Genomic DNA, 23,008 nt, shown 5'->3' with positions numbered 1-23,008 from the left:
CCCGGGAGAGTCACGCATGGCACCCGCCCTTCCTGCCGCCATGATTCCCGCCGCCATGGAGCGGCCGCACTTCATCGGCATCGGCGGCGCCGGGATGTCGGGCATCGCCAAGATCCTCGCCCAGCGCGGGGCCCGGGTCGCCGGCAGCGACGCGCGCGAGTCCGAGACCGCCGCGTCCCTGCGGGCCCTCGGCGCGACCGTCCACATCGGCCACGCCGCGGGCAACCTGGCGGACGACACCACCAGCGTCGTCGTCTCCAGCGCCATCCGCCCCGACAACCCCGAGCTGGCCCGCGCCACCGAGCTGGGCATCCCCGTCGTCCACCGCTCCGACGCGCTGGCCGCCCTGATGACCGGGCTGCGCGCCATCGCCGTGGCCGGCACGCACGGCAAGACCACCACCACCTCGATGCTCGCCGTCGCCCTCACCGAGCTGGGCCTCGCCCCGTCGTACGCCATCGGCGGCGACCTCGCCGGGCCCGGCACCAACGCGCTGCACGGCGACGGCGACATCTTCGTCGCCGAGGCGGACGAGAGCGACCGCAGCTTCCAGAAGTACGACCCCGAGGTCGCGATCGTCCTCAACGTCGAGCTGGACCACCACGCCAACTACGCGTCGATGGACGAGATCTACGAGTCCTTCGAGGCGTTCGTCGCCAAGGTCCGCCCCGGCGGCACGCTGGTCGTCGGCGAGCACTCCGGCGCCCGCGAGCTGGCCCGCCGGGTCGCCGGCCGCGACGACCTGACGATCATCCGCGTGGGCGAGTCGGCCGACTCCGACGCCCGGATCCTCGCCATCACGCCCAAGGGCATGACCAGCGAGGTCACCGTCGCCCTCGACGGCACCGAGCACACCTTCACCGTTTCCGTGCCCGGCCGCCACTACGCCCACAACGCCGCCGCCGCCCTCGCCGCCGGCGCCCGCGTCGGCATCGACCCCGCGGCCCTGGCCCAGGCCCTCACCGCGTACACCGGCGTCGGCCGGCGTCTTCAGCTCAAGGGCGAGGCCGCGGGCGTCCAGGTCATCGACTCGTACGCGCACCACCCCACCGAGATGACCGCCGACCTGGAGGCCATGCGCGGCGCCGCGGGGGACTCCCGGCTCCTCGTCGTCTTCCAGCCGCACCTCTTCTCCCGCACCCAGGAACTCGGCAAGGAGATGGGCCAGGCCCTCGCCCTCGCCGACGCGTCGGCCGTCCTGGAGATCTACCCGGCCCGCGAGGACCCGATCCCCGGCGTCACCAGCGCCCTGATCATCGACGCCGCCCGCGCCGCCGGCGCGGACGTCACCGCCGTGCCCGACAAGGACACCGTCCCGGACGTCGTCGCGGGAATGGCCAAGCCCGGTGATCTCGTTCTCACCATGGGAGCCGGGGACGTCACCGACCTCGGCCCCAGGATCCTGGCCCGCCTGGCGGACCGCGACTGAACGCGATCGAGGGAGAGCAGCACATGGCGTACGACGTCGAGAAGCCGGACGAGCAGTGGCGCGCCGAGCTGTCCCCCGAGGAGTACCACGTCCTCCGCGAGGCCGGCACGGAGCGCCCCTTCACCGGTGAGTACACCGACACCAAGGCCGAGGGCGTCTACTCCTGCCGCGCCTGCGGGGCCGAACTCTTCACCTCCACGACCAAGTTCGAGTCGCACTGCGGCTGGCCGTCCTTCTACGACCCGAAGGACACCGACGCGGTCGAGCTGATCCAGGACCGCTCCCACGGCATGGTCCGCACCGAGGTTCGCTGCGCGCGGTGCGGCTCCCACCTGGGTCACGTCTTCGAGGGGGAGGGCTACCCGACCCCGACGGACCAGCGCTACTGCATCAACTCGATCTCGCTGAGGCTGACCCCGGAGGACGGCGCCGGCCGGGACTGACGCGCGGACCCGGCCCGGGCGGCCTCCTGGCCGCCCAGGTGCCGTACGTACCGCAGGCCGGGGCGGCCGTCCACCTCGACCTCTCCGGCGGGCGTGAACCCCGTCCGGGCCAGGACGGCTCGCGAGCCGGCGTTGTCCCGCGTGGTGACGGCCCACAGGCCGGTCAGACCGTACTCCGCGGCGGCCAGCGCGCAGACCGCCCGGACCGCGGCCGTCGCCAGGCCGCGCCCCGTGGCCTTCTCGGCGAAGCGGTACCCCAGCTCGGCCGAGCCGTCCGCCACGTCGACCAGGTTGACCCGCCCCAGCACCTCGCCGCCGTCGCCGGTCACGACGTGGAAGCGGCAGGTGCCCTCGGCCTGCTCGGCCAGCAGCGCGCGGTGCCGGGCGTCGAACCCCGTGAAGTAGTCGTCGCCCCGGTCGGGCACGGAGGCGGCGAAGAAGGCCCGGTTCTCCCGCTCGAAGGCGAGCAGCGCGGGAGCGTGGCCGGGGCGGAGCGGCTGGAGGAGGGGCATGCCGCCAGCCTACCCGTCCGGCCCCCGCGCCTCAGGGGTCGCCGGGTGGCGAAAGCCCAGGCAGCGCCGGACAGTTGGAGGGCACCGCCGGCGAGCACGACCACCAGGTGGTAGCCCCCGTCGAAGCCGTGCGAGAGCACGAACGTCAGGAGCGAACCGGCCAGGAAGACCCGCAGCGGGGCGGCGTACCAGGCCTCGGCGGCCGGTATCCGCGGCGCCTTCGCGCCGCCGCCGGACGAGGGCGCGCACGGCGGAACGGGCGCGCGCAAGGAGGCGGGCGCATCTGCCGAAGCGCGCGGACGGGCGTCCCCTGCCATCACGGTGTCCATGGCTCAAGTCCACCGCGCCACGGCGGCCGTGTCACTGGCGCCTGCTCTCGTACGGGGGTGGGGTCCGCCCCACCCCCGCAGGCCGGGCCCGCCCCCGGTTCCTGACACCCCGGTTCCTGGCACCTCCGGCGTGCGGCGCCCCGGCACGGGCGGCCTCAGGCGGGCTGGAGCAGGTCCCACCGGTTGCCGTACAGGTCCTCGAAGACGGCCACCGTGCCGTACGGCTCGTGGCGCGGCTCCTCCAGGAACCGCACCCCCGCGGCCAGCATCCGCTCCCGGTCGCCGGCGAAGTCCTCGGTGTGCAGGAAGAACCCGACGCGCCCGCCCGTCTGCGCGCCGACGCTCCGCTCCTGCGCCTCGCCCGCCGCCCGGGCCAGCAGCAGACCGGTCCCCGCGCCGGCGCCCCGGGGCCGGACCACGACCCACCGGGAGCCCCCGCCGCGATCCGCGTCCTCCACCAGGTCGAAGCCGAGCGCGCGGGTGTAGAAGGAGATGGCCTCGTCGTAGTCACGGACGACGAGGGTGATCAGGGCGATGTGCGACATGCTTCCAGACGTTATACGTATGACCCTAGATCTGACCAGCGGGCCCGCCGACTGCCACACTGGCTGCCATGGACTCGCACGCGCTCGCAGGGCTCACCGCCCGCGCCCGCCGCCTCGCCGTCCCGGGCACCCGCCGCATCCTCGGGCTGGCGGGAGCACCGGGCGCGGGCAAGTCGACCCTCGCGGCCCGGCTGGTCGACCGCCTCGGCGGGCTCGCCGCGCTCGTCCCGATGGACGGCTTCCACCTCGCCCAGGCGGAGCTGCACCGGCTGGGACGGGCCGCCCGCAAGGGCGCCCCCGACACGTTCGACGCGGCCGGCTACGCCGCGCTCCTCGCCCGCCTCCGCACGCCCGAGCCCGGCACCGTCGTCTACGCCCCGGCCTTCGACCGCGCCCTGGAGGAACCGGTCGCGGGCAGCATCCCGGTCGCCCCGGACGTGCCGCTCGTCGTCACCGAGGGCAACTACCTCCTCCACGACGACGGCCCCTGGGCGCCCGTCCGGCCGCTCCTCGACGAGGTCTGGTTCCTGGAGCTGGACGACCACCGCCGGGTCCACCGCCTCGTCGAACGGCACGTCCGGTTCGGCAAGGACCGTCCGGCCGCCGAGCGCTGGGTCGAGGAGAGCGACGAGGCCAACGCCCGGCTGGTCTCCGCCGGCCGTGACCGCGCCGACCTCGTCGTCCGCATGACCTGACGCCCACCGTCACCCGCCGGGGACACCGTTACCCCGGCGGGCCGCCGCCCCGGCATCGCGCGAGCGGCGGTGGCAGCCTGGGCGGCGGCGCGCGGGGAGCCGGAGGACTACGCGTCCGCCAGTACCACGCACGACTCCGGGGGCAGGGTCATCAGCCCGTCGCCGTTCGGCATCTCCACCGGCTCCCAGGCCGCCAGGACGCGCCCCCGGCCGCCGAGCGGGATCGCGGCGGGTTCCTTGGCGAGGTTCACCGCCACGCGCAGGTCCCCGCGCCGGTAGGCCAGCCAGCGGGCGTCCTCGTCGAAGGCCACCCGCACCGCGGCCAGGTCGGGGTCGGTCAGGTCCGGCTGCGCGGCGCGCAGCGCGATCAGCTCCCGGTACCAGGCGAGCAGCCGGGCGTGCGGCTCCCGGTCGCGCTCCGCCCAGTCGAGGCAGGACCGGTCGCGGGTGGCGGGGTCCTGCGGGTCGGGGACGTCCTCCTCCGCCCAACCGTGCTCGGCGAACTCCCTCCGGCGGCCGTTGCGGACCGCCTCCGCGAGCTGCGGGTCCGTGTGGTCGGTGAAGAACTGCCACGGGGTGCCCGCGCCCCACTCCTCGCCCATGAACAGCATCGGCGTGGCCGGGCCGGTCAGCACCAGGGCCGCCGCGCACGCCAGCAGCCCGGGGGAGCAGGAGGCCGAGAGCCGGTCGCCGGTCGCCCGGTTGCCGACCTGGTCGTGCGTCTGGGCGTAGCCCAGGAAGCGGTGCGCCGGGGTCCTCGACCGGTCGAGCGGCCGGCCGTGCGTGCGGCCGCGGAAGGTCGAGTACGTGCCGTCGTGGAAGAAGACGTGCCCCAGGGTCTTGGCCAGGGCGGCCAGCGGGGCGCGCGCGAAGTCCGCGTAGTAGCCCTGGGCCTCACCGGTCAGGGCGGTGTGCAGGGCGTGGTGGAAGTCGTCGTTCCACTGGGCGTGCAGACCCAGACCGCCCTCGTTGCGGGGCGTCGTGGTGCGCGGGTCCGCGAGGTCCGACTCGGCGATCAGGAACAGCTCACGGCCCTGCTCGGCGGCGAGCCGGTCCACCGCCGCCGACAGCTCCTCCAGGAAGGTCAGCGCACGCGTGTCGGCCAGCGCGTGCACGGCGTCGAGCCGCAGGCCGTCGATCCGGTAGTCGCGCAGCCAGGCCAGGGCGCTGCCCAGCAGATACGCCCGGACCTCGTCGGAGCCGGGCGCGTCCAGGTTCACGGCGGCGCCCCACGGGGTGTGGTGGGTGTCGGTGAAGTACGGGCCGAAGGCCGGGAGGTAGTTGCCGGACGGGCCCAGGTGGTTGTGGACGACGTCCAGCACCACGCCGAGCCCGAGCCCGTGCGCCGCGTCGACGAAGCGCCGCAGCGCTCCGGGCCCGCCGTACGGCTCGTGCACCGCCCACAGCGACACGCCCTCGTACCCCCAGCCGTGCCGGCCGGGGAAGGGGCACAGCGGCATCAGCTCCACGTGCGTGACGCCCAGCTCCACCAGGTGGTCCAGCCGGGCGGCCGCCGCGTCCAGGGTGCCTTCGGGGGTGTACGTACCGACGTGCATCTCGTACAGCACGGCGCCGCGCAGCCCGCGCTCCGGCGGGTCGTGCCGCCAGTCGTACGCGGCGTGGTCCACGACCGCGCTCAGGCCGTCCGGCCCGTCCGGCTGGCGCCGCGACCGCGGGTCGGGCAGCACCGGGCCGCCGTCCAGCGCGTATCCGTACCGTGCGCCGTCGGCGGCCTCCACGTCGGCCACCCACCAGCCGTCCCGCTCCGGGTCGCGCTCCAACCCGTGGGTGGTGTCCTCCAGTAGGAGCTCCACCCGTTCCTCTGCCTGCGGTGCCCACACCTCGAACAGCACTGGTGATCCCCTCGTCGTCGTAACGCCCCAATCCTGGCAAGATCGAGATCGGGAAGCACGGCACTTGGCCGAACGGAACGCGAGCGTCCCCCCGCGCGAAGCCCCCGCTGATCACGTACCAAGACCGTACCAACGGGGTCCGACAACGGGGTCCGTCTGGACACTCCGCCCCGCCCCGGCCGACAATCACGTCTGTGACGTCCGCTTTCGAGCCCCACACGTATCCCGCCCGGCTCTCCGACGCCGAACGGGACCGTGCGCTGGGGCTGCTGAGGGAAGGCGCCGCGCAGGGCAAGCTGTCGCACGACACGTTCCTCCGGCGCATGGAACTGGCCCTGGTCGCCCGCCGCCCCGACGAGCTGGCGGCGCTCACCGCCGACCTGCGCACCGAAGGGCGTTGGTCGAAGCGGCTGTTCGGCGCGGTCGAAAAGATGTCCGCCTTCAACGTCCGGCTGCGCCGGGCGTGGCAGGCGGAGCGGCTGCCGAAGCTGCTGCTCCCCGAGCCCGGACCGTACCCGCTGCGCATAGGGCGGGACCCGGCCAACGGACTGCGGCTCAGTCACGAGACGGTCTCCCGGCTGCACGCCGAACTCGCCCTCCAGGACGGGCTGTGGGTGCTGCGCGACCTCGGGTCCACCAACGGCACCGCCGTCAACGGGCAGCGGGTCACCGGCCCGGTCGTCGTCCAGGCCGGTGACATGGTGGCCTTCGGCCGGATGAGCTTCCGGCTCTCGGGCCGCTGACTCACCCGGCCGCGTCCGCCTCCGGCACGGGGCGGCGGCTGAGGAGGGCCACCGGCCGCGTCGCGAACAGGTCGGCCAGTGCCACCGCCTCCCCGCCCTCGAACTCGCGCCCCGCCTCCAGGGCGTCGAACCACCGCCCGTCCGGCAGCGTCAGCGAGGTGTCGCCCCAGCCGCCGCTCTCCGCGAGCCGCATCGACAGCCGCGTGACCGCCGTGACCGTCCCGCCCGCGCGGCAGAACGCCACGCAGTGCCCGGCGGCCGGGCCGTCCGCCACCAGCGGCTCGTACGTCCCCGACGGGCCGAACACGTCCGGGTACCGCTGCCGCAGGCGCAGCGCCGCGCGCGTGACGGCGGTCTTCTCGTCCGGGGGCCCCTCCCGGAAGGGCCGCCGGTTGTCCGGGTCCACCAGCGCCAGATACACCCGCTCCGTCTCCTGGTACAGGTCCGGGACGCCCGGCATGGTCAGGTGCAGCAGCGCCGCACCGAGCACGTTGGCCCGCACGTACGGATCCAGCTCGCGGGCCAGGAGGGACACCGTGTAGAGACCCGGCCCGGCGGGGCCCGCGTCCACGAAGTCCAGCACCGCCTGCTCGTACGCCGGGTCCGGCTCGGTCCAGCTGGTGCGCAGCCCCGCCTCCCGCACCGCCTTCAGCAGCGCCGGCGCCAGCCGGTCCCCGAACGGGTAGCCGAAGCCCACCGCCGTCTGCCACGCCGTCCACGCCACCTGGCCGTCCGGCGCGGGCGTCCGGGCCACGTCGTCCAGGAGCTTGGCCCACCGCTGCGGGCACTCGGACAGGACCGCGATCCTGGCCCGTACGTCCGCGCTGCGCTTGGTGTCGTGCGTCGACAGCACCGTGCCCGTGGCCGGCCAGTCGCGGGCCAGCCGCGCGCAGTAGGCGTGGAACTCCTCCGGGCCCACCGCCGGCCTGCCGGGCTCCCCGCCCACCTCGTTCGCCGACACCAGCGGGGTGTACCGGTAGAACGCCGTGTCCTCCACGGACTTAGCCCGCAGCGCCGACGAGGTCTGCGCGAACCGCGTCAGGAACGCCCGCTGCTCCGGCCCGTCCCCGAGCCGGCCCAGGGCCAGGTCCCGCACCACGTCGACGGCCGCCGCCTCCTCCGGGACGACGAACGTGGCCCTGGCCTCCTCGGCCGCCTCCTCCGTCAGGACGTCCTCCGCGCCGGGCCCGTACGGGCGGTAGACCGGCACGCGGATCAGCAGCTCCCGGACCGCCGCCCGCAGCGCCCAGGGCGCGTGGTCGCGCAGCGCCGGGTCGGCGGCGCACACGGCCTCCGCCGTCCTGGTCAGGTACGCCACCTCCGAGGCCAGCTGGTGCGTCACCACCTTGTACGCGGCGCGCCGCGCCGTCGCCTCCCAGTGGCCGCCCCGGTCCCCGGCCGGGCCGGCGAACCGCCGGTAGGCGTCGGCCAGTTCCGCCGCGCCGGTCCCGTCCACGAAGAGCCCGTCGACGTGCCGCAGGGCGTCGTAGCCGGTCGTCCCCGCGACCGGCCACCGGGCGGGCAGCCGTTCCTCGCCGGTGAGGATCTTCTCGACCACGATCCAGCAGTCCTCGCCCGTGGCCCGGCGCAGCCGGCGCAGGTACGCCTCGGGGTCGGCGAGCCCGTCCGGGTGGTCGATCCGCAGGCCCTGGACCACCCCGTCCCGCACCAGCTCCACGATCTTGGCGTGGGTCGCCTCGAAGACCTCCTCGTCCTCGACCCGTACCGCGATGAGGTCCGAGATGGTGAAGAACCTGCGGTAGTTCAGTTCCGTACGGGCCAGGCGCCACCACGCCGGCCGGTACCACTGGGCGTCCAGCAGCTCCGGCAGGGGGAGGTCCTCCGTACCGGGCCGCAGCGGGAACTCCTGCTCGCCGTGGCGCAGCGTCCCGCCCTCCACGCGCATCGCGGCCAGCTCGTCGCCGAGCCGGCCGGGCAGGACCGGCAGCAGCAGCTTTCCGCCGCCGGCCGCCCAGTCGATGTCGAACCAGCGGGCGTACGGGGACGAGGGGCCCTCGCGCAGCACCTCCCACAGGGCCCGGTTGTGGCGCGGAGCCGCCGCCATGTGGTTGGGCACCAGGTCGACCACCAGCCCCATGCCGTGGGCCCGGGCGGTGCGCGCGAGGTCTCGCAGGCCGGCCTCGCCGCCGAGCTCCTCGCGCACCCGTCCGTGGTCGGTGACGTCGTACCCGTGCGTGGAGCCGGGGACCGCCTCCAGCACCGGCGACAGATGCAGGTGCGAGACCCCGAGCGAGGCGAGGTACGGCACCGCGTCCCCGGCCTCCGAGAAGGGGAAGTCCGGCTGGATCTGGAGCCGATAGGTCGAGTTGGGCGTCATGCGAACGTACGTACCCGGTTGGGCGGCTTCTGTGTCATGGGGTGAGGCGATTTACGCCCGACGCCACGTCCGCCCCGGCCCGGCCGCCGGCGGGCCGGTCAGCCGTGGGCGGCGAGGAAGGCGCGGACGCCGCCGGCCGCGTACGCGTCGAGGTCGTCCTCGGAGTGCTGGGGGCCGCCGTGGAACATGGCCCGGTTCACCGGGATCCAGAGCAGCAGCCCGGCGAAGTGGTGGGCGGCGAGGAGCGGGTCCTCGGCGTGGAGCAGTCCCCGGTCGGTCAGGCGCCGGAAGGTCGCCGCGAGGGTGGCCAGGACGCGCTCGAAGCCCTGTTCGTACCAGGCGGCGCCCAGTTCGGGGAAGGCCTCGGCGTTGGCGATGACCAGGCGCCGCAGCCGGAGGACGTCGGGGCGGGTGAGGGTCGTCAGGAACCCGCGGGCGAGGCGGGTCAGGTTCTCCTCCAGGTGCTCGGCGTCGGCGGGGATGTCGGCGACCAGGTCGATCACGCCGTCGATGCGGTCGGTGGTGGCCATGACGATCTCCGTGAACAGCTTCTCCTTGTCGGCGAAGTGCTTGTAGACCGTCTGCTTGGACACCGCGGCCAGCCGCGCGATGTCGTCCATGCTCGTCCCCGAGTACCCCTTGTTCAGGAACACCGTGGTCGCGGCGTCCAGGATCGCCTGGTGCTTTCGTTCCGAACGGTTGTCCATCGTCGGCTCCTCGACCCGTCGTCCGTCCCCGCGCCAGAAGAGTACTGGACTGACCAGTACTCGTACGAGTACTGTACCGTCCAGTTCCGCAGCGGACGGGCAACCGGCTCGTGCCGCGCATCTGAGGAGGGGTCCGCATGGACCAGGTGTTCTCCGCCGACGGCACGGCCATCGCCCACGAACGGCGGGGCTCGGGTCCGGTGGTGGTGCTCGTGGGCGGCGCCTTCATGACCCGCCACGACTCCGCCCCCCTCGCCGAACGGCTGGCGGAGCACTTCACCGTGGTCACCTACGACCGCCGGGGGCGCGGCGACAGCGGTGACGCCCCCGTGTACGAGGTGCGCCGCGAGATCGAGGACCTGGACGCGGTGATCGCCGCCGCCGGCGGCACCGCGAGGGTCTTCGGCATGTCCTCCGGCGCCGTGCTGGCGCTCCACGCCGCGGCCGGGGGCAGCGCGATCGGCCGGCTCGCCCTCTACGAGCCCCCGTTCATCACGGACGACAGCCGTCCGCCGCTGCCCGCCGACTACGTGCCCCACCTGGAGGGCCTGGTGGAGCGCGGGGCGTACGGCGACGCCGTGGCCTACTTCCTGACCGCCGCCGTGGGCATGCCCGCCGAGGCCGTCGCCGGGATGCGGCAGGCGCCCTTCTGGGCCGGGATGGAGGCCACCGCCCGGACCCTGCCGTACGACGGCCGCGTCATGGGCGACACCATGTCCGGCCGCCCGCTGCCCGCCGACCGGTGGCGGTCCGTGACGGTCCCCGTCCTCGTCGGCAGCGGGGACGCCGGCGATCCGCACATGCTCACCGGCGCGCGCGAACTGGCGGAGCTGGGAGGCAACTTCACCCTGCGCACCTTCCCCGGCCAGGGGCACGACATCGACCCCGGCCTCCTCGCCCCCGTCCTGACCGACTTCTTCGCCGGAGAGTGATGACCGCATGAGCGAACCCGTGAAGGGCCCCGCGAGCTACTTCCCCTCGATCGAGAGGACGTACGGCCGCCCGATCGCGGAGTGGAAGGACCTCATCCGCTCCGCTCCCGCGACCCGCCACATGGAGCTGGTCGCCTGGCTCAAGACGGAGCACGGCCTCGGGCACGGCCACGCCAACGCCCTGGTGGCCCACACCCTGGCCGAGGACGCCGGGCGGTAGCCGGGGGCGGCCGCGGCACCGCCGCCGCACCCCTGCCGCCCCGGGGCCGCCGCGGTCGCCCGCCGCGGCCGGGGGAGCGTCACGCGGGGCGGCGCAGCACCGTCAGGCTGCGGCCGATCAGGGTCAGCCGGTCGCCCGCGGCGACCTTCGCGCCCTGCCCCGGCTCCACGCCCCCGGGGACGGCCGTGTCCACGACCACCTGCCACTGACGGCCGTGGTTGACCGGCACCACGAACTCCAGGTCCTCCGCGCTGGCGTTGAACATCAGCAGGAACGAGTCGTCCCCGATCCGCTCCCCGCGCGGCCCCGGTTCGGAGATCGCGCTGCCGTTCAGGAACACGGACAGGGCCTTGGCGTGCGCCGCCTGCCAGTCCCGAGCGGTCATCTCCTCACCCTCGGGGGTGAACCAGTTGATGTCCGACAACTCGTCGTGCGTCCCCTCCACCGGCCGCCCGTGGAAGAAGCGCCGCCGGCGGAAGACCGGGTGGTCGCGCCGGAGCCACACCATCGAACGGGTGAACTCCAGCAGTGACCGGGCCTCCTCCGAGTCCTCGTCCGGCCAGCGCACCCAGGCGACCTCGTTGTCCTGGCAGTACGCGTTGTTGTTGCCGCCCTGGGTGCGCCCGAACTCGTCGCCGTGGCTGAGCATCGGCACGCCCTGCGACAGCATCAGCGTGGCGATGAAGTTGCGCATCTGGCGCAGCCGCAGCTCCGCGATCGGCTCGTCGTCGGTGTCGCCCTCCGCGCCGCAGTTCCAGGAGCGGTTGTGGCTCTCGCCGTCCCGGTTGCCCTCGCCGTTCGCGTCGTTGTGCTTGTCGTTGTACGAGACCAGGTCGCGCAGCGTGAACCCGTCGTGGCAGGTGACGAAGTTGACGGAGGCGAGCGGGCGCCGGCCGTCGTCCTGGTAGAGGTCGGACGAACCGGTCAGCCGGGAGGCGAACTCGGCGAGCGTGCGCGGCTCGCCCCGCCACAGGTCCCGGACCGTGTCGCGGTACTTGCCGTTCCATTCGGTCCACAGCGGCGGGAAGTTGCCCACCTGGTACCCGCCCTCGCCGACGTCCCACGGCTCGGCGATCAGCTTGACCTGGCTGACCACCGGGTCCTGCTGGACCAGGTCGAAGAACGACGACAGCCGGTCCACCTCGTGGAACTGGCGCGCCAGCGTGGCCGCCAGGTCGAAGCGGAACCCGTCGACATGCATCTCCGTCACCCAGTAGCGCAGCGAGTCCATGATCAGCTGGAGCACGTGCGGCGAGCGCATCAGGAGCGAGTTCCCGGTGCCGGTGGTGTCCATGTAGTACCGGGGGTTGTCCTCGACGAGCCGGTAGTACGAGGGGTTGTCCAGGCCGCGGAAGGAGAGCGTCGGGCCCAGGTGGTTGCCCTCGGCCGTGTGGTTGTACACCACGTCCAGGATGACCTCGATGCCCGCCTGGTGCAGCGCCCGCACCGCGGACTTGAACTCCAGCACCTGCTGGCCGCGGTCGCCCCAGGAGGCGTACGCGTTGTGCGGGGCGAAGAAGCCGATGGTGTTGTAGCCCCAGTAGTTGGACATGCCGGCGTCCACGAGCCGGTGGTCGTTGACGAACTGGTGCACGGGCATCAATTCGAGCGCCGTGACCCCCAGTTCGGTCAGGTGCTCGATCACGGCCGGGTGGGCGAGGCCCGCGTACGTACCGCGCAACTCCTCCGGCAGCGCCGGATGGAGCATCGTCAGGCCCTTCACGTGCGCCTCGTAGATCACCGTCCGGTGGTAGTCGGTGCGCGGCGGCCGGTCGTCACCCCAGTCGAAGTACGGGTTGACGACGACGGAGGTCATCATGTGCGGCGCCGAGTCGAGGTCGTTGCGGGAGTCCGGCCTGCCGAAGTGGTAGCCGTACACCGCCTCGCCCCAGTCCACGGCGCCGGCGACCGCCCGCGCGTACGGATCGAGCAGCAGCTTCGCGGAGTTGCAGCGCTGTCCCTGCTCCGGCGCGTACGGCCCGTGGACCCGGAACCCGTACCGCTGGCCCGGCATCACGCCGGGCAGGTACGCGTGCCGGACGAACGCGTCGGTCTCGCGCAGCTCCACCGCGGTCTCCGAGCCGTCGTCGTGGAGCAGACACAGCTCGATTCTGTCGGCGGCCTCCGAGAAGACCGCGAAGTTGGTTCCGGCGCCGTCGTACGTGGCGCCGAGGGGATACGCCTGTCCCGGCCAGACCTGCATAGATAAGACTCTTCCACTTCTGATCCGGCTGATGGGGGTCACTTGAGCCAGAATCCTCCCCGAAAGTGGTCCGAGCTCCTAGGACTTCGGCCGGTCCTACCGGGTGACCGGGTGGCACGGGGAGCGCACTGGCCGGAAATCGCTCCCTGGTCCCGATTCGTCCGATCAGCACACCATCGGGTGGTGGGGGCGGTCGTCCCGTTGCCCGGGTCAACTTCGCGTTCCGGCCCGTCGCCCCCGCCGGGCCGGGCCCGCCGGGCCGCCGCGCGGGCGGCCGGGAGCGGGCGGCGGACCGCGCGGGCGTCCGCCCCACCACTATGAATCCGCTCACTCCGGGTCCGCCGGTGGCCGGGAACGGCCGCACGAATCATGGGGGTTGGGAAAGGAGCCTGGGGATCGGGCTGCACCGCCTCCCGCTCGCGGAGTACCCTTCCTTGATCGTTGGAGACGGGCGTCCAGGAGCAGAAGGCGGTGCGCGGGTGAGCTCGGGAGGGCTGGAGCTGCCTCCAGGTGACTCAGGTCACGAGGGGGACTCCACTGACCCCGCTGATGTCCCGCCCGGCGCGGTGTCACTCGCCCGGCCCATGGAGATCGGTGCGGAACTCGACTGGGGTGCGGAGGCCTGGAGCGAGGTGCGGACCCGCGCCCAGCGTGCCGGCCGCGCCTATATCTGGCTGAATCTTGTCGAACAGCGACTGCGTGCCGTGGTCGCCGCCGTCCTGCGGCCCGTCTACGAACCGGTGCACGGCGACGACTGGGTGGTGGCGGCGGCCGGGCCCGCGGGCCAGGAGTGGGTCCAGCGGGCCGTCGCCGTGCGCGAGGTCTCGCGCCGCAAGGGCTACCTCCTGGACCCCGCCGACGACAACGTGCTCAGCTTCCTCACGCTGCCCCAGCTGCGCGAGCTGATGGTCCAGCACTGGCCCTGCTTCGAGCCCTACTTCGACGACCGGCGCGAGGTCGAGCTGGCCCTGGACGAGCTCGAGGTCACCAGGAACGTGGTCTCGCGCAACCGGGCGCTGTCGCGCACCGTGCTGGACCAGTCCGAGCGGGCCTCCGCCCGGCTGCTGGAGATCCTCGGCGGCGGCGGGGGCGTGCCGTCGGCGCACCGGCTGCCGGTCGACGCGGTCGAGGACCTCGTCGGCGACCGGTACGCCGATGTCGTCTCCGTCCATCCCGACCGGGTGCGGCTGCAGCGGCAGCTGCCGGCCGAGGACCTGTTCGGCGGGGCGCGGCGCCTCGACGCCATCGGCATAGGCCTGAACCTGCTCGTGCAGAACTTCTCCGGACGGCGGCTGGTGCGGCTCGCCGAGTCCGGGTGCCGGATACGCCTGCTGTTCCTGAACCCGGCGAGCAGCGCCGTCAAACGGCGCGAAAGGGAACTAGGGATCAAAAAGGGCGAATTGAGCCGCTCGGTGGAGATGAACATCCTCCACATGCGACGCGTGCGCTCGAAGCTCCGCGACCCGGGCGCCTTCCAGATCCAGGTCTTCGACGAGACGCCGCGCTTCACCGCGTACCTCGTCGACGGCGACGGGCCCGACGGGGTGGGCGTCGTCCAGTCCTACCTGCGCCGCGCCAGGGGCATGGAGGTGCCGGTGCTCGTGCTGCGCGGCGGCCGGCGGCCGGTCGTCACGGCCGGAGCCGAGAGCGACCACGGCCTGTTCGAGACCTACCGCGAGGAGTTCGAGTCGGTCTGGGCCGATTCCCGTCCGGTCTCGTGAGAGCGGGATCCGAGCGGCGTTGTCAGTGGTGCGTGCGAGGGTGAAGACCCACAGGGGGAGTGCACCGCACGAGGGAGCGCACCACGGCATCGCGAGGAGGGGCAGCATGGGCTGGCACGGGGAGACGCTCGTCGGCTTCGATCTGGAGACGACGGGCACGGAGCCGCTGGAGGCGCGCATCGTGACGGCGGCGGTCGTCGAGGTGCGGGCCGGGGAGACCGTGCTGCGCCGGGACTGGCTGGCCGATCCGGGCATCAGGATCCCCGCCCAGGCCTCGGCGATCCACGGGATCAGCAACGAGCGGGCCATGGCGGAGGGCCGCCCCGTCCGCGAGGTCGCCGACGAGGTCGCCGACACCCTCGTCGGGTACTGGACGCGCGGTGTGCCCGTCGTGGCGTACAACGCCGCCTTCGACCTGACGCTGCTCAGCGCGGAGTTGCGGCGGCACGGGCTGCCGGACCTGAGCGAACGGCTGGGCGGCGCGCCGATCGGCCCGGTCGTCGACCCCTACACCATCGACCGCGCCGTCGACCGGTACCGCCGGGGCAAGCGGAACCTGGAGGCCGTCTGCGCCGAGTACGGCGTGGTGCTCGACGGTGCCCACCAGGCGGCCGCCGACGCGCTCGCCGCCGTGCTGGTCGCCTGCGCGATAGCGGAGCGGCACACCGCGGTGGCCGCGCTGACCCCCGTGGAGCTCCACCAGCGACAGGTGGTGTGGTACGCCCGGTGGGCGGCGGACTTCCAGAACTTCCTGCGCCGCAAGGGCACCCCCGACGCCGTCATAGACCCGGCCTGGCCACTGCGCGGTCTCGCCCCGGCGCCCACCCGGCGGCCGGCTGAACCTCCGCGCCGCGCCGGGCCCGGCCGGCGCGTCAGAACGGGTACCAGCGCACCCGCGGGTCGCCGTCCCGCAGCGAGGCCACCCGGCGGCGGAACTCCGCCAGGGCCTTCGGGTTCGACGGCGCGTGCTGGGCAACCCAGGCGCAGCTCGCCGTCTCCCGGGCGCCGCGCAGCACGGCGCAGCCCTCCCAGTCGCGCACGTCCCAGCCGTACGCCTCGGTGAACGCGTCATGGGCGGCCGGGTCCAGGCCGTAGCGGTCCCGGGCGAGCGCGAGGACCACCAGGTCGTGCTCGCGAAGGTCCGACGCGAAGGTCTCCAGGTCGACCAGCACCGGACCGTCCGGGCCCACGTGCACATTGCGCGGCAGCGCGTCCCCGTGGACCGGGCCGGGCGTCAGGTGCGGTGTCAGCGCGGCCGCCGCCCCGGCGAACCCGTCGCGGCGCTCACGCAGGAAGGCGGCGTCCGCCGGGTCGATCGCGTCGCCCGCGAGCCGCAGCCACCGCTCGACGCCGCCGAGCAGGTCACGCGGCGGCAGCGGGAAGGACGGCTCCGGCAGCGCGTGGACCCGGCGCAGCAGCGGGGCGAGGTCCCGGGGCTCCGGCGGGCGCACGGCATCGGGCAGCCGGCGCCAGACGGTGACGGGGTGGCCCGCCACCAGCCGGGCGCCGGGCCCGGCCGCGCGCACGGCGGGTACGCCGGCGTCCTCCAGCCACGCGGCCACGGCCACCTCCCGCTCGGCCCGCGCCAGCAGCTCGGCGTCCCGGCCGACCTTCACCACCAGGTCGCCGGTGGCGAAGACGGCGTTCTCGCCCAGTGCCAGCAGGGCGGCTCCCCGCTCCGCCAGGCCGGCGGCGGCCAGGACCTCCCGCGCCCGTGCCTCGTCCATCGCGTCCGTCCCTCCCGTGCCGTGCCGATCCGGCCCAGTCTCGCATCCGCGCAGGTGGCCTTGACGAACCGACGGCCCGTCAGGACGATGACGCCAGGCTGGCCCGACCTCACAAAGGGGACTGTCCGTGACATCGGTGACCGCACCGGAGCGGTCCGGCGGGAGAGCCGGGCGACCGTCGGACCGGCCGGCGCCGCGCCCGCGGACCGACCACGGGGCATGGTTCCTCGTCCTGCCCGCGCTGATCCCCATCCTGCTGCTCAGCGTCGGCCCCCTCCTCTACGGCATCGCCCTGGCCTTCACCGACGCCCAGTCGGGGCGCACCCGGGCCACCCAGTGGGTGGGCACGCTCAACTTCCAGGACCTCCTGCACGACACGCTGTTCTGGGAGTCGTTCCGGATCGGCCTGCTCTGGGCGGTGGGCGTCACCGTGCCCCAGTTCCTGCTGGCCCTCGGCCTGGCCCTGCTGCTCGACCAGCGGCTCCGCTTCCGCTGGCTCGCGCGGGCCCTGGCGATCGTCCCCTGGGCGATGCCCGAGGTCGTCGTCGGCATCATGTGGCGGCTCGTCTACCACCCCGACGCCGGCATCCTCAACGAGACCGTCCGCGACCTGGGCCTCGGCGACGGCAGGGACTGGCTCACCTCCCTCGCCACCGCGCTGCCCGCCGTGATCCTGGTGGGCGTCTGGGCCGGCATGCCGCAGACCACCGTCGCCCTCCTCGCCGGGCTCCAGAACACGCCGCGGGAGCTGCACGAGGCGGCCGCGCTCGACGGGGCCGGCGCGTGGCGGCGCTTCCGTACCGTCACCTGGCCCGCCCTCAGGCCGGTCGCGTTCGCCATCACCGCGCTCAACTTCATCTGGAACCTCAACTCCTTCGCCCTGGTGTACGTGCTGACGAGCGGCGGTCCCGGCGGCCGCACCCGGCTGCCCATGCTCTTCGCGTACGAGGAGGCGTTCCGCTATGGGCAGTTCGGTTACGCGGCGGCGATGGGCTGCGTGATGGTCGCCGTCATCTCCGTACTCCTCGCCGTCCATCTGGCGAGCCGGCTGAAGGGGGACGAATGAGCGGCCCGCGCACCCGGGGCGCCGTGCGGACGGGCCAGTACCTCGCGCTCCTCGCGTACCTGGTCTTCCTCGCCGTGCCCTTCCTGTGGCTGATCTCCACCGCCTTCAAACCGGCCGCGGAACTCGGTTCCCTGCACCCCACCTGGATCCCCGAGGACCCCACGTCGGCCAACTTCCGGCAGGCCTTCGACGAACAGCCCCTGCTGCGGGCCGCCGCCAACAGCCTGGTCGCCGCCGTCTGCGCCGCTCTGATCGCGGTGGTCGTCGCCACCCCGATGGCCTACGCGACCGCCCGCCGCCGGGGCCGGCTGTCGGCGGCCACCACCGGCTGGGTGGTGGTCAGCCAGGCGTTCCCGTTCGTCCTGGTGATCATTCCGCTGTTCCTGGTGCTGAAGAACCTCCACCTGATCAACACCGTGACCGGCCTGGTCCTGGTGTACGTCGTCTGGTCGCTGCCCTTCGCGCTGTGGATGCTGACCGGGTACGTACGGGCCGTCCCGGCCGAGCTGGAGGAGGCCGCCGCCGTCGACGGCGCGGGCCGGCTGCGCACCCTCGTCTCGGTCACCGCGCCGCTGCTGGCACCGGGCATCGTCGCCACCGCGCTCTTCGCCTTCATCACCGCCTGGAACGAGTTCTTCTTCGCCCTCGTCCTGCTCAAGACCCCGGAGAAGCAGACCTTGCCGGTCGTCCTCACCCACTTCCTCGGCGCGGAGGGTGCGGCCGACCTCGGCCCGCTGGCCGCCGCCGCGTTCCTCGCCACCCTCCCCTCCCTCGTCGTCTTCGCGATCATCCAGAAGCGGATCACGAGCGGCATGCTCACCGGGGCGGTGAAGTCCTGATGCGCCGGCTGCCGCGCCTCGCCGCCGTGTCGGCCGTCGTCCTCGCCCTGCTCGCGGCCGGCTGCGCGGCGGGTGACGGCGACGGCCGCCGGGACGGCGGGACCGTGCTGCGCTTCCAGTCCCTGGCCTGGCAGAAGGAGTCGGTCGACGCCAACCGGGAGCTGGTCGCGGAGTGGAACGCCGCCCACCCCGACATCCGGGTGGAGTACGTCCAGGGCAGCTGGGACAGCGTCCACGACCAGCTCCTCACCTCCTTCGAGGGCGGCGAGGCGCCCGACATCATCCACGACGCCTCCGACGACCTCGCCGACTTCGCCCACGGCGGGTACCTCGCGGACCTGCGCCCGCTGCTGTCCGGCCGGCTCAAGGCCGACATCCCGGCGGAGAGCTGGCGGACGACCACCTTCGGCGAGGGCGTGTACGGCGTGCCGTTCCTCCAGGAACCACGCGTCGTCCTCGCCAACAGCAAGCTGCTGCGGGCCTCCGGCGTCCGCGTCCCCACCCCGGAACGCCCCTGGACCTGGCCCGAGTTCCGCCAGGTGGCCAGGGACCTGACGGCGGCCATGGGGGAGGGCAGGTACGGCGTCGCCTGGCCGCTGAAGGAGCCGGTCTCCGTCTCCCTGAACCTGGGTCTGTCGGCGGGCGGGCGGCTCTTCCACCGGAGGGACGACGGCAAGGCCGAGGTCCGGTTCACGGGCGGTGACGCGATCGTGCCGGACACCGTCCACGCCCAGGTGAACACCGACCGCAGCGCGCCGCGCACGACGCTCGGCATGGGCGGTTCCGACACGCTGCCGGGGTTCTTCGGCGGCAAGTACGCGATGGTCCCGCTGGGGTTCTCGTACCGCCAGCAGGTCGTGCAGCAGGCGCCGGAAGGGTTCGAGTGGACGGTGCTTCCCCCGCCCGCCGGTGACGGCGGTCTGGCGCAGGGCGTCAGCCCGCAGACCCTCTCGATCGCCGAGCAGAGCCCGTACAAGGAGGAGGCCGCCCGGTTCATCGACTTCCTCCTGCGGCCGGACAACATGGTGCGGCTCGCCCGGGGCGACTGGATGCTGCCGACCGGTGCCGAGGCCCTGAAGGACCCGTCGCTGCGCACCGCCGAACACGGCTGGGCCACCGGCACCGCGCTGGCGGCGGGCCTGCGGCCCGCCCCCGCCCAGTCGGTGCGGGGCTACCCCGAGTGGAAGGACAAGGTCGCCACCCCCGCCTACCAGGAGTACTACAGCGGTGCCATCGACGCCGCGGAGCTGGCCGAGCGTCTCGTCCGGGACGGGAACCGCGTGCTGGCGCGCTACCAGCGCTGAATCGCGCACGGCGCGTGGCGCCGGGTCCCGGGCGGAGACCGCAAATGGATTGCACGAGACGTCTCGTCTCGCTAGTCTCGTGGTCATGACCTCCACCGAGCGTGCCCACATCGCCATGTTCTCCATCGCCGCCCACGGGCACGTCAACCCGAGCATCGACGTCATCAGGGAGCTCGTCGCCCGCGGGCACCGCGTCAGCTACGCGATCCCCGCCTCCTTCGCCGGCAAGGTCGCCGCGACCGGCGCGGATCCGGTGATCTACACCTCGACGCTGCCGACGGACGAGGACCCGGACGCGTGGGGGACGGAGCTGATCGACAACATCGAACCCTTCCTGGACGACGCGGTCCAGGCGCTCCCGCAGCTCGAGGCGGCCTTCGCGGGGGACGAACCCGACCTCGTGCTCCACGACATCACCGCCTACCCGGCCCCCGTCCTCGCCCACCGCTGGGGCGTCCCCGCGGTCTCCCTGTGGCCCAACCTCGTCCCCTGGGAGGGGTACGAGGAGGAGGTCGCCGAGCCGATGTTCGCCGACCTCAAGGCGTCCGAGCGGGGCAAGGCGTACTACGCGCGCTTCGCGGCGTGGCTCGCGGCGAACGGCGTCGACACGCACCCCGACCGGCTCGTCGCCCGCCCCCGCAAGGCCGTCGTCCTGATCCCCAGGGTCCTCCAGCCGAACGCCGACCGCGTCGACGAGTCCGTCTTCGCCTTCGTCGGCGCCTGCCAGGGCGAGCGCGCCGAGCAGGGGACGTGGCAGCGGCCGGCCGGGGCGGAGAAGGTGCTGCTGGTGTCGCTCGGCTCGGCGTTCACCAAGCAGCCCGAGTTCTACCGCCGGTGCGTCGAGGCCTTCGGCGGTCTGCCCGGCTGGCACGTCGTGTTCCAGATCGGCGCCTTCGTCGACCCCGCCGAACTGGGCGAGCTGCCCCAGAACATCGAGGTCCACGACTGGGTGCCGCAGTTGTCCGTGCTGCGCGAGGCGGACGCGTTCATCACGCACGCGGGCGCGGGCGGCAGTCAGGAGGGGCTGGCGACGGGGACGCCGATGGTCGCCGTCCCGCAGGCAGCCGACCAGTTCGGCAACGCCGACATGCTGGCCTCGCTCGGTGTCGCCCGCCACCTCCCGATGGCCGACGCCACCGCCGGGGCCCTGCGGTCCGCGGTCCTGGAGCTCGTCGCCGACCCCGAAGTGGCTCGCCGGGCCGAGGAGATACGGCGCGGCATGGCGGGCGAGGGCGGCACCGGGCGCGCGGCGGACCTCATCGAGGCGGAGCTTCCGGTCGCGCGCCGTGCGCCGTCCTCCCCCTGACGCGGTACCGGAGCGCTCCCGGGGCGCCCGCGGAACGTCACGTGGCATGGCCATTTGGGCCATGCCACGCCGTGTTGCCGAGAAACGTCCCACGTGAGGGATTTGTTATTAAGAAAGTTTGTTGAGTAAGTATCAGGTATGTGAAGGCCTTGATCTGCGCGCATCAATCGACCAGGGTTTCGAACAGTCCCCGGAAGAATTGTCGTCCGGAGGCGAACCCCCCACACAATTGATGACGAGGAGTCCCCTCTTCATGGCAACTCTCAAGCGCGCAGCCGGAGTCCGTCTCGCCGCCGCCACAGCCGTCGTCGTCGGCCTCACCGCCTTCGGCACGGCCCACGCGGGCACCACGTCCGCCCCCGCACCCGCGGAGGGAACGGTCTACGGCCTCGGCGCCGAAGGCGCCGTCTCCGGCAGCTACATCGTCCTGCTGGACGAGAAGGCCGACAAGGCGAAGCTCGCCCGGGAATACGGCGGCACCCTCAAGCGCAACTACACCTCGGCCGTCGACGGCTTCTCCGCGAGCGGCCTCACGCAGACCGAGGCCAAGCGGCTGGCGGCCGACCCCGCCGTCGCGAAGGTCGTGCAGAACAAGAAGTTCACCATCAACGCCACCCAGGACAACCCGCCGTCCTGGGGCCTCGACCGCGTCGACCAGGCCGACACCGCGGGCGACAGCAAGTACACCTACCCCGACAACGCGGGCGAGGGTGTGACCGCGTACGTCATCGACACCGGCGTACGCGTCGGGCACAAGGACTTCGAGGGCCGGGCCGTCTCCGGCTTCGACGCCATCGACAACGACAACGACGCGAGTGACGGCAACGGGCACGGCACGCACGTCGCCGGCACCATCGCCGGGGCCGCGCACGGCGTCGCCAAGAAGGCCAAGGTCGTCGCCGTCCGCGTGCTCGACGACAACGGCTCCGGCACCACCGAGCAGGTCGTCGCGGGCATCGACTGGGTCACCAAGAACCACCAGGGCCCGTCCGTCGCCAACATGAGCCTCGGCGGCGGCGTGGACCCGGCCCTCGACGCGGCCGTCAGCAAGGCCATCGCCTCCGGCGTGACCTTCGCCATCGCCGCGGGCAACGAGTCGAGCGACGCCGGACAGAGCTCCCCGGCCCGCGTCCCGGAGGCCATCACCGTCGCCTCCTCCACCAAGGACGACCAGCAGTCCGACTTCTCCAACTACGGCTCCGTGGTGGACGTCTACGCCCCCGGCTCGGACATCACCTCGGCGTGGAACGACAGCGACGAGGGCACCAAGACCATATCCGGCACGTCCATGGCCACGCCCCACGTCGCCGGCGCCGCCGCCGTCTACCTGGCCGGCCACCAGGACGCCACCCCGGAGCAGGTCGCCAAGGCCCTCACGGACGGCGCCACCGCCGACAAGATCTCCAACCCCGCCCAGGGCACCCCGAACAAGCTGCTGAAGATCGTCGAGTAACCGGCGCAGCGCCCTGACCGGCGGCCGCCGTGCCCTCCCCCACGGGGCACGGCGGCCGTCATATCGTGTGACCATGACGACCAGGTACGCGGCCCTGCTGCGCGGGATCAATGTCGGCGGACACAAGAAGGTTCCGATGGCGCAGTTGCGTACGCTGCTGACCGGACTCGGCCACAGCGACGTCACCACGTACCTCCAGAGCGGCAACGCGGCCTTCACCAGCGCGTCCGGCGCCGGTGAGGACGCCCTCGCCGAGGAGCTGGCGGCGGCGATCGAGGAGCACTTCGGCTTCCGCGTGGACTGCCTGGTCCGCAGCGGCCCCTATCTGCGCGCCGTCGCCGAGGACTGCCCCTTCCCCGCCGCCGGCCTGGAGCCGAAACAGCTCCACGTCACCTACTTCTCCGGACCCGTGGCACCCGACCGGTTCGCCGGACTGGACCTGCCCGCGTTCCTCCCGGAGGAGATCCGGCTCGGCGACCGGGCCCTGTACCTGTACGCGCCCGAGGGGCTGGGCCGCTCACGGCTCGCCGAAGCGCTCTCGCGCCCCGCCCTCACCAAGGGTGTCACGGCCACCACCCGCAACTGGAACACCGTCGTCAAACTGGTGGAAATGACCCGCGGCTGAGCGGCGGAAGCAGAAACG

Annotated in this window: 20 protein-coding genes and 1 pseudogene; 14 read left to right on the top strand and 7 right to left on the bottom strand. The window is 73.2% G+C overall.

The genetic code is table 11. The features are described 5' to 3' along the window. The first annotated feature begins 16 nt into the window (after positions 1–16). Complete coding sequence (murC, locus tag A4V12_RS09100; RefSeq protein WP_064068738.1) at positions 17–1,429, top strand: UDP-N-acetylmuramate--L-alanine ligase; 1,413 nt, start codon at positions 17–19, stop codon at positions 1,427–1,429. Between the two features lie 23 nt (positions 1,430–1,452). After that, complete coding sequence (gene msrB, locus A4V12_RS09095) at positions 1,453–1,872, top strand: peptide-methionine (R)-S-oxide reductase MsrB (RefSeq protein WP_064068737.1); 420 nt, start codon at positions 1,453–1,455, stop codon at positions 1,870–1,872. Here msrB and A4V12_RS09090 read toward each other — a convergent pair. Together A4V12_RS09090 and A4V12_RS09085 are read right to left on the bottom strand one after the other, a co-directional pair. Continuing rightward, positions 1,812–2,384 (bottom strand): GNAT family N-acetyltransferase, encoded by a 573-nt coding sequence (locus A4V12_RS09090; RefSeq protein WP_064068736.1) that lies wholly within the window; start codon positions 2,382–2,384, stop codon positions 1,812–1,814. The two genes, msrB and A4V12_RS09090, sit on opposite strands and share 61 nt — an antisense overlap. A 484-nt stretch (positions 2,385–2,868) precedes the next feature. Beyond that, positions 2,869–3,258, bottom strand: coding sequence for a VOC family protein (locus A4V12_RS09085; protein ID WP_064068735.1), 390 nt, complete (start codon positions 3,256–3,258; stop codon positions 2,869–2,871). Between the two features lie 68 nt (positions 3,259–3,326). Here A4V12_RS09085 and A4V12_RS09080 point away from each other — a divergent pair, with 68 nt between their 5' ends. Then, positions 3,327–3,953, top strand: a complete 627-nt coding sequence (locus A4V12_RS09080) for a nucleoside/nucleotide kinase family protein (RefSeq protein WP_064068734.1) — start codon at positions 3,327–3,329, stop codon at positions 3,951–3,953. 107 nt (positions 3,954–4,060) lie between these two features. Here A4V12_RS09080 and treZ read toward each other — a convergent pair whose 3' ends face one another. Beyond that, positions 4,061–5,806 carry a malto-oligosyltrehalose trehalohydrolase gene (gene treZ / locus A4V12_RS09075; RefSeq protein ID WP_064068733.1) on the bottom strand — a complete coding sequence of 582 codons (1,746 nt, stop codon included), beginning with the start codon at positions 5,804–5,806 and terminating at the stop codon, positions 4,061–4,063. 194 nt (positions 5,807–6,000) lie between these two features. On the opposite strand from treZ, the gene A4V12_RS09070 reads away from it, so the two are divergent. After that, a complete protein-coding gene (locus tag A4V12_RS09070) occupies positions 6,001–6,549 on the top strand; it encodes a DUF1707 and FHA domain-containing protein (RefSeq protein WP_064068732.1) in 549 nt (182 codons plus the stop codon). Between the two features lies 1 nt (position 6,550). Here the strand turns inward: A4V12_RS09070 and treY are convergent, their stop codons facing one another. Together treY and A4V12_RS09060 are read right to left on the bottom strand one after the other, a co-directional pair. Beyond that, positions 6,551–8,887 carry a malto-oligosyltrehalose synthase gene (gene treY, locus A4V12_RS09065; protein ID WP_064068731.1) on the bottom strand — a complete coding sequence of 779 codons (2,337 nt, stop codon included), beginning with the start codon at positions 8,885–8,887 and terminating at the stop codon, positions 6,551–6,553. 98 nt (positions 8,888–8,985) lie between these two features. Then, positions 8,986–9,594: a TetR/AcrR family transcriptional regulator gene (locus A4V12_RS09060; protein ID WP_064068730.1), complete on the bottom strand. Its 609-nt coding sequence runs from the start codon at positions 9,592–9,594 to the stop codon at positions 8,986–8,988. Between the two features lie 137 nt (positions 9,595–9,731). On the opposite strand from A4V12_RS09060, the gene A4V12_RS09055 reads away from it, so the two are divergent. Together A4V12_RS09055 and A4V12_RS09050 are read left to right on the top strand one after the other, a co-directional pair. Next, positions 9,732–10,526 carry an alpha/beta fold hydrolase gene (locus A4V12_RS09055; RefSeq protein ID WP_064068729.1) on the top strand — a complete coding sequence of 265 codons (795 nt, stop codon included), beginning with the start codon at positions 9,732–9,734 and terminating at the stop codon, positions 10,524–10,526. 7 nt (positions 10,527–10,533) lie between these two features. Then, complete coding sequence (locus A4V12_RS09050) at positions 10,534–10,746, top strand: DUF4287 domain-containing protein (RefSeq protein WP_064068728.1); 213 nt, start codon at positions 10,534–10,536, stop codon at positions 10,744–10,746. Positions 10,747–10,825: 79 nt separating this feature from the next. Here A4V12_RS09050 and glgX read toward each other — a convergent pair whose 3' ends face one another. Further along, positions 10,826–12,949: a glycogen debranching protein GlgX gene (glgX, locus tag A4V12_RS09045; RefSeq protein WP_064068727.1), complete on the bottom strand. Its 2,124-nt coding sequence runs from the start codon at positions 12,947–12,949 to the stop codon at positions 10,826–10,828. 479 nt (positions 12,950–13,428) lie between these two features. On the opposite strand from glgX, the gene A4V12_RS09040 reads away from it, so the two are divergent. Both A4V12_RS09040 and A4V12_RS34520 read left to right on the top strand, forming a co-directional pair. Next, positions 13,429–14,670, top strand: a complete 1,242-nt coding sequence (locus A4V12_RS09040) for an SAV2148 family HEPN domain-containing protein (RefSeq protein WP_079136922.1) — start codon at positions 13,429–13,431, stop codon at positions 14,668–14,670. Between the two features lie 106 nt (positions 14,671–14,776). After that, positions 14,777–15,487 (top strand): annotated as a pseudogene (locus A4V12_RS34520) (3'-5' exonuclease); the annotation flags it as partial. A gap of 55 nt (positions 15,488–15,542) precedes the next feature. Here A4V12_RS34520 and A4V12_RS38435 read toward each other — a convergent pair. Then, positions 15,543–16,397 carry a phosphotransferase enzyme family protein gene (locus A4V12_RS38435; protein ID WP_064068724.1) on the bottom strand — a complete coding sequence of 285 codons (855 nt, stop codon included), beginning with the start codon at positions 16,395–16,397 and terminating at the stop codon, positions 15,543–15,545. 127 nt (positions 16,398–16,524) lie between these two features. Here A4V12_RS38435 and A4V12_RS09025 point away from each other — a divergent pair, with 127 nt between their 5' ends. The 6 genes from A4V12_RS09025 to A4V12_RS09000 all read left to right on the top strand — a co-directional run bounded on the left by A4V12_RS09025 (position 16,525) and on the right by A4V12_RS09000 (position 22,990). Then, on the top strand, positions 16,525–17,463 hold the full coding sequence (locus A4V12_RS09025; RefSeq protein WP_079136920.1) for a carbohydrate ABC transporter permease: 939 nt from the start codon (positions 16,525–16,527) through the stop codon (positions 17,461–17,463). Continuing rightward, complete coding sequence (locus tag A4V12_RS09020; RefSeq protein WP_064068722.1) at positions 17,460–18,302, top strand: carbohydrate ABC transporter permease; 843 nt, start codon at positions 17,460–17,462, stop codon at positions 18,300–18,302. Before A4V12_RS09025 ends, A4V12_RS09020 begins: the two co-directional genes overlap by 4 nt. Beyond that, entirely contained in the window at positions 18,302–19,606 is a 1,305-nt protein-coding gene (locus tag A4V12_RS09015) for an ABC transporter substrate-binding protein (protein ID WP_064068721.1), read from the top strand. The genes A4V12_RS09020 and A4V12_RS09015 overlap by 1 nt, the downstream gene beginning before the upstream one ends. An 85-nt stretch (positions 19,607–19,691) precedes the next feature. Then, positions 19,692–20,912, top strand: a complete 1,221-nt coding sequence (gene mgt, locus A4V12_RS09010) for a macrolide-inactivating glycosyltransferase (RefSeq protein WP_064068828.1) — start codon at positions 19,692–19,694, stop codon at positions 20,910–20,912. 253 nt (positions 20,913–21,165) lie between these two features. Beyond that, positions 21,166–22,365 carry a S8 family peptidase gene (locus A4V12_RS09005; protein ID WP_064068720.1) on the top strand — a complete coding sequence of 400 codons (1,200 nt, stop codon included), beginning with the start codon at positions 21,166–21,168 and terminating at the stop codon, positions 22,363–22,365. A 73-nt stretch (positions 22,366–22,438) separates the two neighbouring features. Beyond that, entirely contained in the window at positions 22,439–22,990 is a 552-nt protein-coding gene (locus A4V12_RS09000) for a DUF1697 domain-containing protein (protein ID WP_064068719.1), read from the top strand. Positions 22,991–23,008: the final 18 nt, after the last annotated feature.

The organism is Streptomyces noursei (assembly GCF_001646665.1).
Classification (GTDB): Bacteria; Actinomycetota; Actinomycetes; order Streptomycetales; family Streptomycetaceae; genus Streptomyces; species Streptomyces lavendulocolor.
This window is presented reverse-complemented; position numbering and strand designations above follow the sequence as displayed.

What these genes read in the sequence shown, in the direction of transcription:
- murC (WP_064068738.1), top strand. Translation starts at nt 17, where the DNA reads ATGGCACCCGCCCTTCCTGCCGCCATGATTCCCGCCGCCATGGAGCGG.
- A4V12_RS09090 (WP_064068736.1), bottom strand. Translation starts at nt 2,384, where the DNA reads ATGCCCCTCCTCCAGCCGCTCCGCCCCGGCCACGCTCCCGCGCTGCTC.
- msrB (WP_064068737.1), top strand. Translation starts at nt 1,453, where the DNA reads ATGGCGTACGACGTCGAGAAGCCGGACGAGCAGTGGCGCGCCGAGCTG.
- A4V12_RS09005 (WP_064068720.1), top strand. Translation starts at nt 21,166, where the DNA reads ATGGCAACTCTCAAGCGCGCAGCCGGAGTCCGTCTCGCCGCCGCCACA.
- A4V12_RS09060 (WP_064068730.1), bottom strand. Translation starts at nt 9,594, where the DNA reads ATGGACAACCGTTCGGAACGAAAGCACCAGGCGATCCTGGACGCCGCG.
- mgt (WP_064068828.1), top strand. Translation starts at nt 19,692, where the DNA reads ATGACCTCCACCGAGCGTGCCCACATCGCCATGTTCTCCATCGCCGCC.
- A4V12_RS09085 (WP_064068735.1), bottom strand. Translation starts at nt 3,258, where the DNA reads ATGTCGCACATCGCCCTGATCACCCTCGTCGTCCGTGACTACGACGAG.
- A4V12_RS09055 (WP_064068729.1), top strand. Translation starts at nt 9,732, where the DNA reads ATGGACCAGGTGTTCTCCGCCGACGGCACGGCCATCGCCCACGAACGG.
- A4V12_RS09020 (WP_064068722.1), top strand. Translation starts at nt 17,460, where the DNA reads ATGAGCGGCCCGCGCACCCGGGGCGCCGTGCGGACGGGCCAGTACCTC.
- treY (WP_064068731.1), bottom strand. Translation starts at nt 8,887, where the DNA reads ATGACGCCCAACTCGACCTATCGGCTCCAGATCCAGCCGGACTTCCCC.
- A4V12_RS38435 (WP_064068724.1), bottom strand. Translation starts at nt 16,397, where the DNA reads ATGGACGAGGCACGGGCGCGGGAGGTCCTGGCCGCCGCCGGCCTGGCG.
- A4V12_RS09015 (WP_064068721.1), top strand. Translation starts at nt 18,302, where the DNA reads ATGCGCCGGCTGCCGCGCCTCGCCGCCGTGTCGGCCGTCGTCCTCGCC.
- glgX (WP_064068727.1), bottom strand. Translation starts at nt 12,949, where the DNA reads ATGCAGGTCTGGCCGGGACAGGCGTATCCCCTCGGCGCCACGTACGAC.
- A4V12_RS09050 (WP_064068728.1), top strand. Translation starts at nt 10,534, where the DNA reads ATGAGCGAACCCGTGAAGGGCCCCGCGAGCTACTTCCCCTCGATCGAG.
- A4V12_RS09000 (WP_064068719.1), top strand. Translation starts at nt 22,439, where the DNA reads ATGACGACCAGGTACGCGGCCCTGCTGCGCGGGATCAATGTCGGCGGA.
- A4V12_RS09080 (WP_064068734.1), top strand. Translation starts at nt 3,327, where the DNA reads ATGGACTCGCACGCGCTCGCAGGGCTCACCGCCCGCGCCCGCCGCCTC.